Below are 12,792 nucleotides of genomic sequence, written 5' to 3' on the forward strand. Positions count from 1 at the left end.
CGACGGGGAGCGGCGCGGTGGGAGGACCACGGTGCCCGGCTTCTCCGGGCGGCGGATCCCCGGCACGGTGACCGTGCCCACGCACAGCGGAGCCGGGCGGGGCGGCGGGGCCGCGCGCTCAGCGCTCCACTGATACCCGCTGAGCAGCGCCGCAACCCCTCGCGCGGCTCCGGGAACGCCGACGCCGGGCGGGACGGCCCCCTCGGGGCCGGCCCGCCCGGCGCCGCAGCCGGGTGCCGGGGCGTCAGGCGTTCGCGCAGATCACGAAGACGCTGATGCCGACCGAGCTCGAGGCACCCTGCCGGCCGAGGCCGATCCAGCCCCGGCCGTCGTCGGTCGGGAAGCTGCCGACCAGGGTGGCGTCGTTGCCGCGCGCCTCGGCCCCGCCGCCGAGGGCCCGCTTGCCGGACGGGCAGAGGACCGTGCGGCGCTGGAAGTTGGGCACGTTGGCGTTCGGCAGCGTCACCAGCTGGATGCCGTCCACGGCCCGGACCGCGGCCGGCCCGGCCTGCTGCTCCGCCCCGGCCCGCTCCTCGGCCCCGGCCTGCGCGGCCACGCCCGTCCCCACGGCCAGCGCCACCGCCACCGTCGCCAGGGCCGCCCCCAGCGCTCGCTTGTTCCACAGCATGTCCGAATCCCCTTCCGAGCGGCGGGCCGATCCGTTCGGGCCCGCACCATCAGGGGCATCGGCCGTACCGCAGTGGGGAGTTGAGCCAAACCCCACCTCGGGGCGAACCCGAGGCGCGGAGCGCCGGACGTACGCCCGCCGTCCCGGGCCGCGCCCGGTGGGCGCACCCCGACGGGGGCGCCCTCGCCCCGGCCGTGCCGCCTCGGGGCGGCCGGACCGGTGACCTGCTGCGCTCCGCCGTGATCGCCGGGGGCGCCACCCGCTCCCACCTGGTGTGACCTTGATCCCTCCGCCCTGCCCGGGGGTGGGGCGGACCGATAGCGTGGGGTCCATGTCGAACTCCAGCTCGTTGCTCGCCGCCGTCCGCGACCGAGGCCGTCGTGCCGCCGGGCGGCTGGTGCACCGGGGCTGGGGGCTGGTGCAGAAGGTCGGTGCGGTCTCCAACCGGAACCCGGGGCCGTACCGCTTCCGGGAGTTGGGGGACGGGACCAAGCTGGCCTTCCCGCTCGGGGCGGTCTTCAACGAGCAGTGGATCACCATCGGCCCGTTCTCGATCATCGGCGAGCGGGTCACCATCTCGGCGGGCTTCCTGCCCGGGCTGGACCTCGGGCCGGAGCCGATCGTGCGGATCGGCGGGGGCTGCGTGATCGGCCGGGGCAGCCACGTGGTCGGGCACGAGTCGATCACCCTCGGGGACGACGTGTGGACCGGCCCGTACGTCTACATCACCGACACCGCGCACTCGTACCACGACACCGGGCTGCCGATCGGCAAGCAGTGGCCGCGCAACGCGCCGGTGGAGATCGGCTCCGGCTCGTGGATCGGCACCGGGGCGGTGATCCTGCCGGGCGCCCGGCTGGGGCGCAACGTGGTGGTGGCGGCCGGGTCGGTGGTCAACGGCGAGGTGCCCGACCACGCGGTGGTGGCCGGGGCGCCGGCCAAGGTGGTGCGCAGCTGGTCGGAGCTGGACGGCTGGCAGCCGCCGCTGCGGCACGAGCCGCCGGCGGCGATCCCGGAGGGGGTCACCGCCGAGCAGCTGCGGGCACTGATCGGCTGGGACCTGCGGCTGCCGGGGGAGGGCCAGGCCTCCTGACCGCCCTGGTCGGCTGACCCGGCGTCAGGACGGGCGGCGGGCCTCGATCAGGAAGCGCGAGGAGTGGGCCACGAACGGGCCCTCGGCCTCGATCCGCCCGTGCAGTTCGCGCAGCCGGTCGCGGTACTCCTCCACGGTGAAGCCCGGCACCATCCAGACCACCTTGCGCAGGAAGTAGACCACCGCGCCGACGTCCAGGAACTCGGTGCGCAGCCGCTCCGGCCGCAGGTCCACCACCTCCAGCCCGGCGGCCTCGGCCTCCGCGGCCTCGTCCTCGGGGTGACGGGCCCGGTGCACCTCCTCCGGGAGCGGCCCGAGGAAGTACTCGACCAGCTCGAAGACGCTGGCCGGGCCGACGTGCTGGGCCAGGTAGCTGCCGCCCGGGCGGAGCACCCGGTGGATCTCCTCCCACCAGGGGCGCACCGGGTGACGGCTGGTCACCAGGTCGAAGGCGGCGTCCGCGAAGGGCAGCGGCGGCTCGTCCCGGTCGGCCACCACCGCGACGCCCAGCGGGTGCAGCAGGGCGGTGGCCTTGGCGACGTTCGGCGGCCAGGACTCGGTGGCCACCGTCAGCGGGGGGAACGGACCGGCGGCGGTGAGGACCTCGCCGCCGCCGGTCTGGAGGTCCAGCGCGGCCCGCACCCCGGGCCGGGCCAGTCGGGCCCGGAGCGTGCGCTGGTACCCCCAGGACGGACGCTGCTCGGTGGCGCGGCCGTCCAGCCAGGAGAAGTCCCAGCCGTCGACGGGGACGGACTCGGCCTCGGTGACGAGGTCCTCGAAGGTGCGTGACATATCAGGATCATCACGTGCGAAACGGACCGGCGGCAAACGAATTCGCCGCCGGTCCGCCCGGGGTCCCCCCTGTTCGGCCCCGGGTTCCGGGGGAGGTGCGCGTTCTGGGACTCGCTCGGGGCCACTGCCGGGGCCCCGGTCGAGCCCGGTCAGACGCGCTGCCAGAGCGCGGGGACGTTCGGCGGCTCCCAGCCCGCGTAGGCCAGGTGGCCCTGCAGGCAGCGGTAGGTCACCCCGTTGTAGGTCACCAGGTCGCCGGCCTTGTAGCTGGTGCCGGCCTTCCAGGTGGTGGTGCCACCGGTCGGGGTGGGGGTCGGGGTGGGGGTCGGCGTGCCGGGGGAGGACGGCGACGGCGAGGGGGACGGGGTCTGCGGCACGTTGAGCACGAAGTCGTACGTGCCCTCCTTCGCCGAGCCGATCTGACGGACGTTCATCAGCAGCCGGGCGTCGAAGATGGTGTCCGTGCTGTTGCGGGGCTCGTTCGGGAAGTACAGCTGGGTGGTGAGGATCGGCCGGTTCGGGGCCTGCACCTTGACGTGGATGTGGCGGGTGCGCCCCGGGTAGAGGCCGGGCACGATCGTGGTCAGGCTGAACGCGCCCTGGGCGTTGGTGAACTGGTGGCCGCGGAAGGTGAAGCCGGTGTTGTCGTAGGCGCCGTTCACGTCGGCCTGCCAGAAGTCCAGCAGGGCGCCGGCGATCGGCAGGCAGGCCGAGCCGAAGACGTAGCCGCTGACGGTGAGCCGGGTGCCCGGGGTGCTGTTGGTGATCAGCGAGCTGCGCAGCGGGGAGTTGGGCTTGAAGTACGGGCCCTCGGTCTGCGGGATGGTCGGGTCGTCGTGGTCGTCGCAGAACGGCGTGGCCTCCAGGGCGGCGCCGGTGCCGCGGCTGTCGCGGGCCAGGGCGCGGCCGGTGCCGATCAGCAGCGGTGCTGCGCCGGCCACGGCCAGGCCCTTGAGCATGGTCTTGCGGCTGAAGCGGCGCTCACCGGACTCGGCTCCGGTCTCCGGCTGCTCGGGGTCGTGCTGTGCGGACATGGCGGTGGTACCTCCGGTGTGGGGGCATGACCACTGTGGGGGCGCGGTCATGACAGCCGACGGGCGGGCAGCAGTGAACCTACGGGCCGTCGGGGAGGCGGGCGATGGACGTGATCCGGGGATCGTGGTGAATTTCTCCTCCGCCCCGCTCGGCGGCCCAGCCACCCGGCTCGGCGGCCCGGCCGCGGAACTCGCCGGGGCTCATTCCGGTCTCCCGCCGGAAGAAGCGGCAGAAGTACGCCGGGTCCTCGAAGCCGCTCTCCCGGGCCACTTGACGGACCGTCAGGGAGGTCCGGGCCAGCAGCAGTTTGGCCTTCATGGTCTGCCGCTGGCGGATCAGCCGGCCGGGCGTGCGGCCGGTGGCCTGCTTCACCAACTCGTGCAGGTGCCCGGGGGAGACGCCCAGCTCACGGGCGCAGTCCGCCACCGAGCGCCCCGGTTCGGCGATCAACCGGCCGAAGGCGGCGGCCAGTTCGGCCGCCCGGCCGGGTGCGGCGGTGCTCCCGTCCGGAGCGGCGGCGGAGACCGCGCGCAGCGCCCGGACCACCAGGATGTGCAGGTACGAACGGAGCATCCCGGCGTAGCCCTCCGCCAGGTCGTGGTACTCGCGTTCCAACTCGCCGAACAGGGAGGCGACTTCCGCCGCGGCCGGGCCCAGGCCCCGCCAGGGGTGGGTGGACAGCGTGCGCAGTGCGGTGACGTCCTCCGGATGGGAGAGCAGGAAGTCCTCGTTGAACAGCAGCACTTGGCCGGTCAGGCCGTCCGCCGCCTCCCAGTGGTGCAGCTGGCCGGGGGCCACCACGTAGAGCTGCGGCGGCTCCAGCGGCCAGTGCGCCAGGTCCACCACGTGGGTGCCGCTGCCGCCGGTGACGTGGACGATCTCGTAGAAGGTGTGCCGGTGCGGGAAGTCGGCCCTGGACAGCTCTCCGATGGTGTCGAAGGAGCCCAGGGCGAACGGCAGTACCTGGGGCTCGGGCACCTGTAACCGGTGGACGGGGAACTCGACGCTCATCCACGGCAGTCTGCCGCCGAGGACCGGCATTGGTCCAGACCAGCTGAGGTCGACTCCCGGCCTCAGGCCCGCAGGGTGACCACCGCGACCACACCGTCCACCCGGAGCAGCTCCTCGCCCCCACCGGTCAGCAGGGCGGCGTCGTACCGCTCCAAGGAGACGTCGGCGGAGCCCAGTTGGGCGGTTCCGGCGAGGCAGACCAGCAGCACGGAGGCGCCCGGCGGCACACTCACGTCCCGCTGGAAGTCGGTGATCTCCACCTCGGCGGCGGCCTTGCCCCGACGGGTCATCACATTGAAGTCCACCACCGGGCCGTCCAGCAGCCGGCAGTCGGTCGCGGCGTCGCCGGAGAAGGCGAACGGCCGGTACGGCTCGGCCAGCCGGTGCTCGGTGCCGTCCACGGTGAGCGCCATCCCGGCGCCCTCGACCACCGTGATCACCCGGTCCACCCGCTCGAAGCGGGAGAACGGGCCGCCCTGCGCCACGTCCGCCAGGCTGACCCGCCAGTGGAAGTCCGCCAGGCCCGCCCCGGCCGGGTACCCGGCCACCTCACGGGTGATGCCGCCGCCGTTCAGCCAGGGGGAGGCAGCGCGCTGCCGGGCCGGGAGTACCTCAACCTGAACCGTCGTCATCTGCTCGCCTCACTGCCTCTGGTGCCGGTGCGGCGGCCCCTCACCCGTACCGGAGTCGGAACCGCCGGTCCCAGGGTATGCGCACCTCTTCTCCCGGAACCGACTGCCCGGCAGAGTCTGTCCTGTCAGCAGCAACGCCCCCCCATCCGAGGAGCCCCCACATGCCCGTCGTCCCCGTCGCCGACGCCCAGGTCCGGTACGACGTCACCGGCACCGCCCCCGGCGTCCCGCTGCTCCTGCTGCACGGCACCGGCTCCGCCGGATCCGCCCTCACCTGGGGCCGGGCCGCCCCCCGCTTCGCCGCCTCCCGCACCGTCCTGACCCCCGACCTCTCCGGCACCGACCGCACCACCGACGCGGGCGGCCCGCTCACCGTCGAGGGCCTGGCCGCCCAGGTGATCGCCGTGATCGAGCACGCCGGCCGCGGCCCGGTCGACCTGCTCGGCTTCTCGATGGGCGCCCCGGTCTCCGCCGCCGTCGCCGCCCTGCGGCCCGACCTGGTCAACCGGCTGGTCCTGGTGGCCGGTTGGGCCCGCACCGCCGACGACGAGCACCTGCGCAACCTGTTCACCCTCTGGCGGACCATCGGCCGCGAACTGCCCGACTCCGACGCCTTCGGCCGCCACGTCATCCTGGCCGGCTTCAGCCGCGGCTACCTCAACGAGATCGGCCGCGAACAGGTCGAGCAGTTCATCCCCAGCCTGCCGCCCACCCCCGGCACCATGCGCCACGTCGACCTCGACCTGACCCTCGACGTCCGCGCCCTGCTGCCCCGGATCACCGCCCCGGTGCTGGTGTTGGGCGGCACGCAGGACGCCACCGTCCCGGTCGGGCACAGCCGGGCGCTGGCGGCCGCGCTGCCGTCGGCGCCGTACGTGCGGTACGCCGAGGTGGACGCGGGGCACGTGCTGTTCTTCGAACGGGAGGACGAGTTCACGGCGTTGGTGGAGGGCTTCCTGGAGGAGGACGGGAGCACCGGGAATTCGCGGGCGGAGCGGGTGGCGGGTGGGGCAGCATGACGCCCGTCCGGAGCCCGGTGGCTGTGAGGAGAGGTGGCGGTGATGGTCTTCGAGACCGAGCGGTTGGTCGTGCGGCAGTGGGACGAGGGTGACCTGGAGCGGGCCCTCGACACCTACTCGCGCTGGGAGGTGGCCCGTTGGCTCGGCAGCACGCCGCGGGCCTGGGAGGGACCGGCGGACGCCCAGGCCTTCCTGGAACGCTGCCGGGCCCGCGCCGAGGCCGACCCCCGGTACGGGATCTGGGCCCTCGAACGCCGGGACACGGGAGTGGTGGCCGGGTCCGTCCTGCTGGTCCCGCTCCCGGACGGCGACGGCGAGGTCGAGATCGGCTGGCACCTCCACCCGGACAGCTGGGGCCACGGCTACGCCACCGAGGCCGCCCGCGGCGCCCTCGCCAAGGGCTTCGCGGACGGCCTGACGGAGATCCACGCCGTGGTCCGGCCGGGCAACGCACCCTCGGCGGCGGTCTGCCGCCGACTGGGGATGGAGTCACTGGGGGTGTCCACGCGCTGGTACGGCATCGAGATGGAGGCCTTCCGGCTCGGACGGGAGTGAGACCGGGGCGCGGAAGTGGTCACACCCGCGGAAGTGGTCACCCGGGGGCGCGAGGAACTGCGCGCTGGGGAACGGCAGCACCTGCAACTGGCTGACGTGCCCTCAGTTGCAGGTGAGCCGCCTTCCGATTCGCGCCCGCGCGGCGGAGCCGCACATCAGCAGAGCCTCGCGCCCCTGGGGTAGCCACTTCCGCCATGGAGGCCTTCCGGTTCGGACGGTAGTGGTCACACCGGGGGCGCGGGGGACAACAGCACGTGCAACTGGCTGATGGTGGTTCAGTTGCCGGTGGGCCGCCTTCCGATTCGCGCAGTTCCTCGCGCCCCCGGGGTGACCACTACCGCCGGGGTGACCACTTTCGTGGGTGTGGTTGCTCGTGTCAGGGGGTGGGGCGGCGGCGGGTGATGAGGGCCAGGGCTCCGGTGAGGGCGGCGGCTGCGGCGACGGTGGTGAGGGCGAGGGGGAGGCTGGTGGCGTCGGCGAGGAAGCCGATCACCGGCGGGCCGACGAGCATGCCCGCGTAGCCGAGGGTGGAGGCGGTGGCCACGCCCTGCGGGCCGCCGACGGCGCCTGCCCGGGCGATGGCGAGGGGGAAGATGTTCGCCAGTCCGAGGCCGACCAGGACGAAGCCGGCCAGGGCCACGCCGAGCGTCGGGGCGAAGGCCGCGACGAGCATCCCGAGGCAGGCGGTCAGGCCGCCGACCAGGATCACCCGGGTCTGTCCGAGTCTGACGGCCAGCCAGGTGCCGCCGAGCCGCCCGGCCGTCATCGCGAAGGCGTACGTCGCGTAGCCGGTGGCGGCCGCCCCCGCACTCACCTTCACGTCGTCGGTCAGGTGCAGGGTGGCCCAGTCCGCGAGTGCGCCCTCGCCGTAGGCGGTGAGGAGTGCGGTCAGTCCGAGCAGTACCACCAGCACGCGGGCGTGCCGGGCGGGGTGCGTGCTGCCGGGGGCGGACGTCTGCCGCCCGGCAGCGGCGGCGGCCCGCCACGGAGCGCGCAGCAGTACCGCCCCGGCCGCCGCGGTGACGAGCAGTCCGAGCGCGCCGCCGAGGGCCAGTGCCCAGGCGGTGGAGAGCGGGCCGGAGAGGACGCCGCCGGCCGCTGCGCCGAGCAGGCCGCCGAGGCTGTAGCCCGCGTGGAAGCTCGGCATGACGGGTCGTCGGAGCTCCTCGACCAGTTCGACGGCGGCGCTGTTCATCGCGACGTTGGCCGCGCCGTAGCCGGCGCCGAAGAGCAGCAGGACACCGCCGAGCACGGTGACCGAGGAGGTGTGGGCGGGGAGCACCACGGCCAGGCTGAGCAGGGCGAGCGAGCCGACCGTCACCGGACGGCTGCCGTAGCGGACGCAGAGCCGCCCGACCAGCGCCATGGTGGCCACCGCTCCGGCGGAGATGCAGAGCAGGGCCAGCCCGAGGGCGCTGTGCGAGGCGCTGACCTGGGCCCGGACGTCCGGGATGCGGACCACCCAGGAGGCGAACAGGAAGCCGTCCACGGCGAAGAACGCGGTGAGGGCGGTGCGGGCGGCGGGCCAAGAGGAGTCTCGGGCTGGGCCGGCCGGGTGAAGGTGGGCTGCGGAACGGGCGCGTGTTTTGTTCAGTAGCGGCACAAAAGCACAATAGACGAGTGCCGCACACGCCTTCAAGCCCGAACCAGCCCGGCAGCCCGGCCCGCCCGGACCACCCCGGCGTCCCGGACCACCCCGGCCGCCCGACGGCGCGTCAGGCGGCGCGTCAGACCGCCGGCGCGCTCTCCGCCGCCCTCCCGCGCCTGACGGCCGCCGAGGGCCCCGGCGCACCGGGACGCCGGGCCGCGCCCGACCGGGGGCGGACGCTGCTCGGGCCCGCGCTCGCGCTGGTGCACACCGGGCAGGCACCGACCCGGTCCGTGCTCACCGGGGCCCTGGAGGTGACCCGGGCGACCGCCGGTGCGGTCAGCGCCGAGCTGGAGGCGCTCGGGCTGATCACCGTCGACTCCTCCCCGGCCGGCGGCGGCCGTGGCCGCCCCTCGCACCGGCTCTCCATCGACCCGGCCGGTCCGGTGGTGACGGCGGCTCAGCTGCACGCGGACGGCATCAGCGTGGCGCTGGCCGGGCTCGGTGGGCAGTTGGAGCCGCCGGTCCACCTGCCGCTGCCCGCCGCCACCGACCCGGTCCGGCTGCTGCGTGCCGTCGCCGAGGCCGGGGCCGCGCTGGCCCGGGCCTCCTCCCGACGCTGCCTCGGGGCCGCCCTGGCGCTGCCCAACCCGGTCACCGAACCGGACGGCACCGCGCTCGCCGCGCTCCAGTTCGCCTGGCCCAGCGGCACCCCCGTGGCCGACCTGTACGCCGAGGAGGTCCGCAAGGCCGACCACGGCCCGCGCGCGCTGGACCCCTTCCCCAGCGCCGTCGCCAACGACGCCAACCTGGCCGCCCTGGCCGAGCACCGGCACGGCGCCGGGCGGGGCGCCCGGCACGTGCTGCTGGTCACCTCGGGCCACCGGGGCGTCGGCGGGGCCCTGGTGATCGACGGCCGCCTGCACACCGGCAGCGCCGGACTCGCCCTGGAGGTCGGCCACCTGACGGTCGATCCGCAGGGCCGCCGCTGCATCTGCGGCAACCGGGGCTGCCTCAACTCCGAGACCGACCCCGAGGCGCTCTTCGCCGCCGCCGGCCGCACCCCCGACCCGGAGCGGCCGCTGCTCGCCCAGGCCCGCGGGCTGGCCGCCGACCCCTCGGCCCTGGACGCCGTCCACCACGTGGTCGACCGTCTCGGCCAGGGCCTGGCCGGGCTGGTCAACATCCTCAACCCCGACCGGATCGTGCTCAGCGGCCTCCACCTCGACCTGCTCGCCGCCGCCCCCGAGCGCCTCGCCTCGGTGGTCGCCGAGCGCTGCCTCTGGGGCCGCAGCGGCCGCGTCCCCATTGTCCCGGCCGAGGTCACCCACGCCGGGCTGGTCGGCGCCGCCGAGCTGGCCTGGGCCCCGTACCTGCAGGACCCCCAATCGGTGCTGCCGACGGGCGGTGCGTAAGCTCACCGCTCATGTCCCACGAACACGAGTGCGCCTGCTGCGGCGAGCACCACGACGGCCCGCCGATGGCGTACGCCCCCACCGACCCGCCCGGCTGGAAGCGGCGGTACGGGCTGCGGCGGGACAGCTTCCTCACCGAGGAGGTGTGCGTGATCAAGGACGAGCACTTCTACGTGCGCGGCGTGGTCCGACTGCCGGTCACCGACACCGAGGAGGAGTTCGACTGGGGCGTCTGGGTCTCCCTGAGCCGCGCGAGCTTCGAGCGGATGCACGACCGCTGGGACGACCCGGACCGGGCCGAGGAGCCGCCCTACTTCGGCTGGCTCTGCACCGAGCTCCCCTACACCGAGTCCACCCTGCTGCTCAAGACCCACGTCCACACCCAGCCGGTCGGCACCCGCCCCCTGATCGAGCTGGAGCCCACCGACCACCCGCTGGCCGTCGAGCAGCGCGAGGGCATCACCATGGCCCGGGTCCGCGAGTTCGCCGAGATCCTGATGGGCCCGCCCGCCGAGGCCCGGTAGGCTCCCCGCTCCGATCGAGCGAGGGGGAGACCATGGACCGGACGACGCAGGCACCGACCAACGCACGGCTGCGGGAGGTGCTGGACCGGGCCGGGCAGGTGGTGATCATCGAGGCACCGCCCGGGGAGGAGGACGAGCCCGGGCGGCCGCGGACCGTGGTGACGGGTGACGACATCGCCGAGCTCGCCGGGCTGCTCGCCGTGGTCGACGGCGGGACGGGCGACCTGTGCCGCTGCCTCGGGTGGCCGGCCGTCCGGGTGTACGGCCGTGACGGCGAGCGGATCGCCGACTGGAGCCTGCACCACCAGGCCGGGCTGCGCGGCCTCGGCGACAGCGACGCCGACCTGGTGGACGGGCCGGCCCTCACCGAGTGGCTGGCGGGGCGGGGTCTGACGGGCTCCCGTGAGGCGCAGGAGTGGCTGGCGGCCGAGGAGGAGCGGGAGGAGCGGCGCCGGAGGCGGTGGATCGGTGCCGCCCCGGCCGGGCTGGCCGAGGTGGCCGCCGAGGTGGCGGCCCCGCCGGGACGGGACGACGAGGCCTGGTCGGACGCGCTGGACGAGGCCGAGCGGCGGTTCGTCGCCCTGGCCCTGGAGCTGTACCCGGAGGCCGCCGTGCGGATTCCGCTCCTGCTGGCGTGGGCCGGGGTGAAGACCAGGGAGAGCACCGGCGGGTCGACCTGGTACGACCAGGTGGTCATCAGCCGGCTGCTGGACGAGGAGCCCGCCCTCGTACTGGCCGCGCTCGCGGGGGACGAGCCGCCGTCGGCGGCCCAACTGGACGGTGCCTCCGAGCTGTTCGCTGGCCTGGCGTGGACCCGGGCGCACGGGCGGGTGCTGCCCGAACCGGTGCGCTCGCGCCTGAGCGCCCACATCGAGGCCGACGGCACCGGGACGATGCGCTGGCGGCTGGCGCACGGCTGCTACGGCTGAACCTGAAGTCCCCTGGTGGCCAAGGGGGTTGAGGTGACGGGGCCGCTGGAGTGGCAGGGGCCCGGCAATGGCCGGAGGATGGCAGCACACCAGCCAGGTGACCCGGAGGTCCGGCCGATGGTGGCACTCCGGGGCGGGGACGCGGCAGGGAGTGGCCATGGCCGGCTCCGACGGGGGTACGACCGGGGGTGCGAGGGACTTCGCCGCGCTGCGCGCGGAGGAGTTCCCCTACCTGGACGCCTCGGGGCAGGCGTACCTCGACTACACCGGCGCCGCGCTGCCGCCGCTCTCGCTGGTGCGCGGCCACGCCGAGCGGCTGGCCTCGGCGGTGTACGGGAACCCGCACTCCGCCAGCCCCGCCTCCGGGCTGTCCACCCGGCTGGCGGAGGAGGCCCGGCGGGCGGTGCTGGAGTTCTGCGGGGCCCCGGCCGAGGAGTACGTGGTGGTCTTCACGCCGAACGCGAGCGGGGCGCTGCGGCTGGTCGCGGAGGCCTACCCGTTCGGCCCGGAGCGCGGGCTGCTGATGCTCGGCGACGACCACAATTCGGTCCTGGGCATCCGCCGTTACGCCCGCCCGGCCGGGGCGCCGGTCACCGTGGTGGCCCCCGGCCCGCAGCTGCGGACCAGCACCGCCGACCTGCTGGACGGCCTCGCGGAGGCAGAGCGGGCCGGCGGGCCCGGGCTGTTCGCCTTCCCGGCGCAGTCGAACGCGACCGGGGTGCGGCACCCGCTGGAGTGGGTGCCGGTGGTCCGGGCCCGGGGCTGGCGGGTGCTGCTGGACGCGGCGGCGTACCTACCGACCGGCCCGCTCGACCTGGCCGTGGTGCCCGCCGACTACGTGGCGCTCTCCTGGTACAAGATCACCGGCTACCCGAGCGGCGTCGGCTGTCTGATCGCCCGTCGGGAGTCGCTGGAGGAGCTGCGGCGGCCGTGGTTCGCCGGTGGCACGGTGCTCGCCTCCTCCTCGCACACCGACTGGCACCTGCCCGCGCCGGCGCCCGAGGGCCTGGAGGACGGCACGCTGGCCTTCCTCTCCCTCCCCGACGTGACCGCGGCCGCCCACTGGCACACCGCCCTCGGCTACCCGGCGCTGGGCGGGCACACCGGCCGCCTGACCACCCGGCTGCTCGACGGCCTGGCCGCCCTCCGGCACCCCGACGGCACCCCGGCCGCCCGGCTGTTCGGGCCCGCCGACACCGAGGCCCGGGGCCCCACCGTCGCCTTCAACCTACTGCGCTCCGACGGCACCGAGATGGACGAGCGGCTCTGCCAGCGGGCCGCCTCGGCCGCCGGGGTGAGCATCCGCACCGGGTGCTTCTGCAACCCCGGGGTGGCCGAGCAGTACAACGACCTGACGCCGGAGCTGGTCCGCGCCGCGCTGGCGGGTGCCGCCCCGGCCGACGTGGACGACTACCTGCGGCTGCTGCCGGTCCGGGCCCAGGGCGCCGTCCGGGCCTCGGTCGGGGCCGCCACCGGCGCGGCGGACGTCGACCGGCTGCTGACGGTCTGCCAGGAGCTGGTGGAGCGTCAGCCCGAGGACCCGACCGACCCGCGCACGGGGTGCTGAGGCG

At 75.1% G+C, this 12,792-nt stretch carries 14 protein-coding genes; 8 read left to right on the plus strand and 6 right to left on the minus strand.

The window, feature by feature from the left end; all coding sequences use genetic code 11:
• Nucleotides 1–244: 244 nt before the first annotated feature.
• Nucleotides 245–628, minus strand: a complete 384-nt coding sequence (locus ACIA8O_RS35400) for a hypothetical protein (RefSeq protein WP_396298144.1) — start codon at nucleotides 626–628, stop codon at nucleotides 245–247.
• An 80-nt stretch (nucleotides 629–708) separates the two neighbouring features.
• On the opposite strand from ACIA8O_RS35400, the gene ACIA8O_RS35405 reads away from it, so the two are divergent.
• Entirely contained in the window at nucleotides 709–906 is a 198-nt protein-coding gene (locus ACIA8O_RS35405; RefSeq protein WP_396298145.1) for a hypothetical protein, read from the plus strand.
• 53 nt (nucleotides 907–959) lie between these two features.
• On the plus strand, nucleotides 960–1,721 hold the full coding sequence (locus ACIA8O_RS35410; RefSeq protein WP_396298146.1) for an acyltransferase: 762 nt from the start codon (nucleotides 960–962) through the stop codon (nucleotides 1,719–1,721).
• Between the two features lie 24 nt (nucleotides 1,722–1,745).
• Here the strand turns inward: ACIA8O_RS35410 and ACIA8O_RS35415 are convergent, their stop codons facing one another.
• The 4 genes from ACIA8O_RS35415 to ACIA8O_RS35430 all read right to left on the minus strand — a co-directional run bounded on the left by ACIA8O_RS35415 (nucleotide 1,746) and on the right by ACIA8O_RS35430 (nucleotide 5,191).
• Nucleotides 1,746–2,513 (minus strand): class I SAM-dependent methyltransferase, encoded by a 768-nt coding sequence (locus tag ACIA8O_RS35415; RefSeq protein ID WP_396298147.1) that lies wholly within the window; start codon nucleotides 2,511–2,513, stop codon nucleotides 1,746–1,748.
• 149 nt (nucleotides 2,514–2,662) lie between these two features.
• Nucleotides 2,663–3,547: a carbohydrate-binding protein gene (locus ACIA8O_RS35420; protein ID WP_396298148.1), complete on the minus strand. Its 885-nt coding sequence runs from the start codon at nucleotides 3,545–3,547 to the stop codon at nucleotides 2,663–2,665.
• Between the two features lie 79 nt (nucleotides 3,548–3,626).
• Nucleotides 3,627–4,559 (minus strand): AraC family transcriptional regulator, encoded by a 933-nt coding sequence (locus ACIA8O_RS35425; RefSeq protein WP_396298149.1) that lies wholly within the window; start codon nucleotides 4,557–4,559, stop codon nucleotides 3,627–3,629.
• Nucleotides 4,560–4,621: 62 nt separating this feature from the next.
• On the minus strand, nucleotides 4,622–5,191 hold the full coding sequence (locus ACIA8O_RS35430) for a HutD family protein (RefSeq protein WP_396298150.1): 570 nt from the start codon (nucleotides 5,189–5,191) through the stop codon (nucleotides 4,622–4,624).
• Between the two features lie 161 nt (nucleotides 5,192–5,352).
• Between ACIA8O_RS35430 and ACIA8O_RS35435 the strand changes: the two genes are divergently transcribed.
• Nucleotides 5,353–6,210, plus strand: a complete 858-nt coding sequence (locus ACIA8O_RS35435) for an alpha/beta fold hydrolase (protein WP_396298151.1) — start codon at nucleotides 5,353–5,355, stop codon at nucleotides 6,208–6,210.
• Nucleotides 6,211–6,252: 42 nt separating this feature from the next.
• The gene (locus tag ACIA8O_RS35440; RefSeq protein WP_396298264.1) at nucleotides 6,253–6,765 is read left to right on the plus strand and encodes a GNAT family N-acetyltransferase; all 513 of its coding nucleotides are present in this window, start codon (nucleotides 6,253–6,255) and stop codon (nucleotides 6,763–6,765) included.
• 376 nt (nucleotides 6,766–7,141) lie between these two features.
• On the opposite strand, the gene ACIA8O_RS35445 is transcribed toward ACIA8O_RS35440, so the two are convergent.
• Nucleotides 7,142–8,368 (minus strand): MFS transporter, encoded by a 1,227-nt coding sequence (locus ACIA8O_RS35445; protein ID WP_396298152.1) that lies wholly within the window; start codon nucleotides 8,366–8,368, stop codon nucleotides 7,142–7,144.
• Between the two features lie 161 nt (nucleotides 8,369–8,529).
• Here ACIA8O_RS35445 and ACIA8O_RS35450 point away from each other — a divergent pair, with 161 nt between their 5' ends.
• The 4 genes from ACIA8O_RS35450 to ACIA8O_RS35465 all read left to right on the plus strand — a co-directional run bounded on the left by ACIA8O_RS35450 (nucleotide 8,530) and on the right by ACIA8O_RS35465 (nucleotide 12,788).
• Nucleotides 8,530–9,768 (plus strand): ROK family protein, encoded by a 1,239-nt coding sequence (locus ACIA8O_RS35450; protein ID WP_396298265.1) that lies wholly within the window; start codon nucleotides 8,530–8,532, stop codon nucleotides 9,766–9,768.
• A gap of 11 nt (nucleotides 9,769–9,779) precedes the next feature.
• On the plus strand, nucleotides 9,780–10,292 hold the full coding sequence (locus ACIA8O_RS35455) for a DUF2199 domain-containing protein (RefSeq protein WP_396298153.1): 513 nt from the start codon (nucleotides 9,780–9,782) through the stop codon (nucleotides 10,290–10,292).
• A gap of 32 nt (nucleotides 10,293–10,324) precedes the next feature.
• Nucleotides 10,325–11,221, plus strand: coding sequence for a hypothetical protein (locus ACIA8O_RS35460; RefSeq protein WP_396298154.1), 897 nt, complete (start codon nucleotides 10,325–10,327; stop codon nucleotides 11,219–11,221).
• A gap of 157 nt (nucleotides 11,222–11,378) precedes the next feature.
• Complete coding sequence (locus ACIA8O_RS35465) at nucleotides 11,379–12,788, plus strand: aminotransferase class V-fold PLP-dependent enzyme (protein ID WP_396298155.1); 1,410 nt, start codon at nucleotides 11,379–11,381, stop codon at nucleotides 12,786–12,788.
• Nucleotides 12,789–12,792: the final 4 nt, after the last annotated feature.

The sequence above is a fragment of the Kitasatospora sp. NPDC051853 genome, from assembly GCF_044452665.1.
In the GTDB taxonomy this organism is placed as follows: Bacteria; Actinomycetota; Actinomycetes; order Streptomycetales; family Streptomycetaceae; genus Kitasatospora.

Bases quoted from the DNA above. Each gene is read 5' to 3' on its own strand.
- ACIA8O_RS35440 (WP_396298264.1), top strand. From the start codon at position 6,253: ATGGTCTTCGAGACCGAGCGGTTGGTCGTGCGGCAGTGGGACGAGGGT.
- ACIA8O_RS35410 (WP_396298146.1), top strand. From the start codon at position 960: ATGTCGAACTCCAGCTCGTTGCTCGCCGCCGTCCGCGACCGAGGCCGT.
- ACIA8O_RS35435 (WP_396298151.1), top strand. From the start codon at position 5,353: ATGCCCGTCGTCCCCGTCGCCGACGCCCAGGTCCGGTACGACGTCACC.
- ACIA8O_RS35400 (WP_396298144.1), bottom strand. From the start codon at position 628: ATGCTGTGGAACAAGCGAGCGCTGGGGGCGGCCCTGGCGACGGTGGCG.
- ACIA8O_RS35430 (WP_396298150.1), bottom strand. From the start codon at position 5,191: ATGACGACGGTTCAGGTTGAGGTACTCCCGGCCCGGCAGCGCGCTGCC.
- ACIA8O_RS35455 (WP_396298153.1), top strand. From the start codon at position 9,780: ATGTCCCACGAACACGAGTGCGCCTGCTGCGGCGAGCACCACGACGGC.
- ACIA8O_RS35415 (WP_396298147.1), bottom strand. From the start codon at position 2,513: ATGTCACGCACCTTCGAGGACCTCGTCACCGAGGCCGAGTCCGTCCCC.
- ACIA8O_RS35460 (WP_396298154.1), top strand. From the start codon at position 10,325: ATGGACCGGACGACGCAGGCACCGACCAACGCACGGCTGCGGGAGGTG.
- ACIA8O_RS35425 (WP_396298149.1), bottom strand. From the start codon at position 4,559: ATGAGCGTCGAGTTCCCCGTCCACCGGTTACAGGTGCCCGAGCCCCAG.
- ACIA8O_RS35465 (WP_396298155.1), top strand. From the start codon at position 11,379: ATGGCCGGCTCCGACGGGGGTACGACCGGGGGTGCGAGGGACTTCGCC.
- ACIA8O_RS35420 (WP_396298148.1), bottom strand. From the start codon at position 3,547: ATGTCCGCACAGCACGACCCCGAGCAGCCGGAGACCGGAGCCGAGTCC.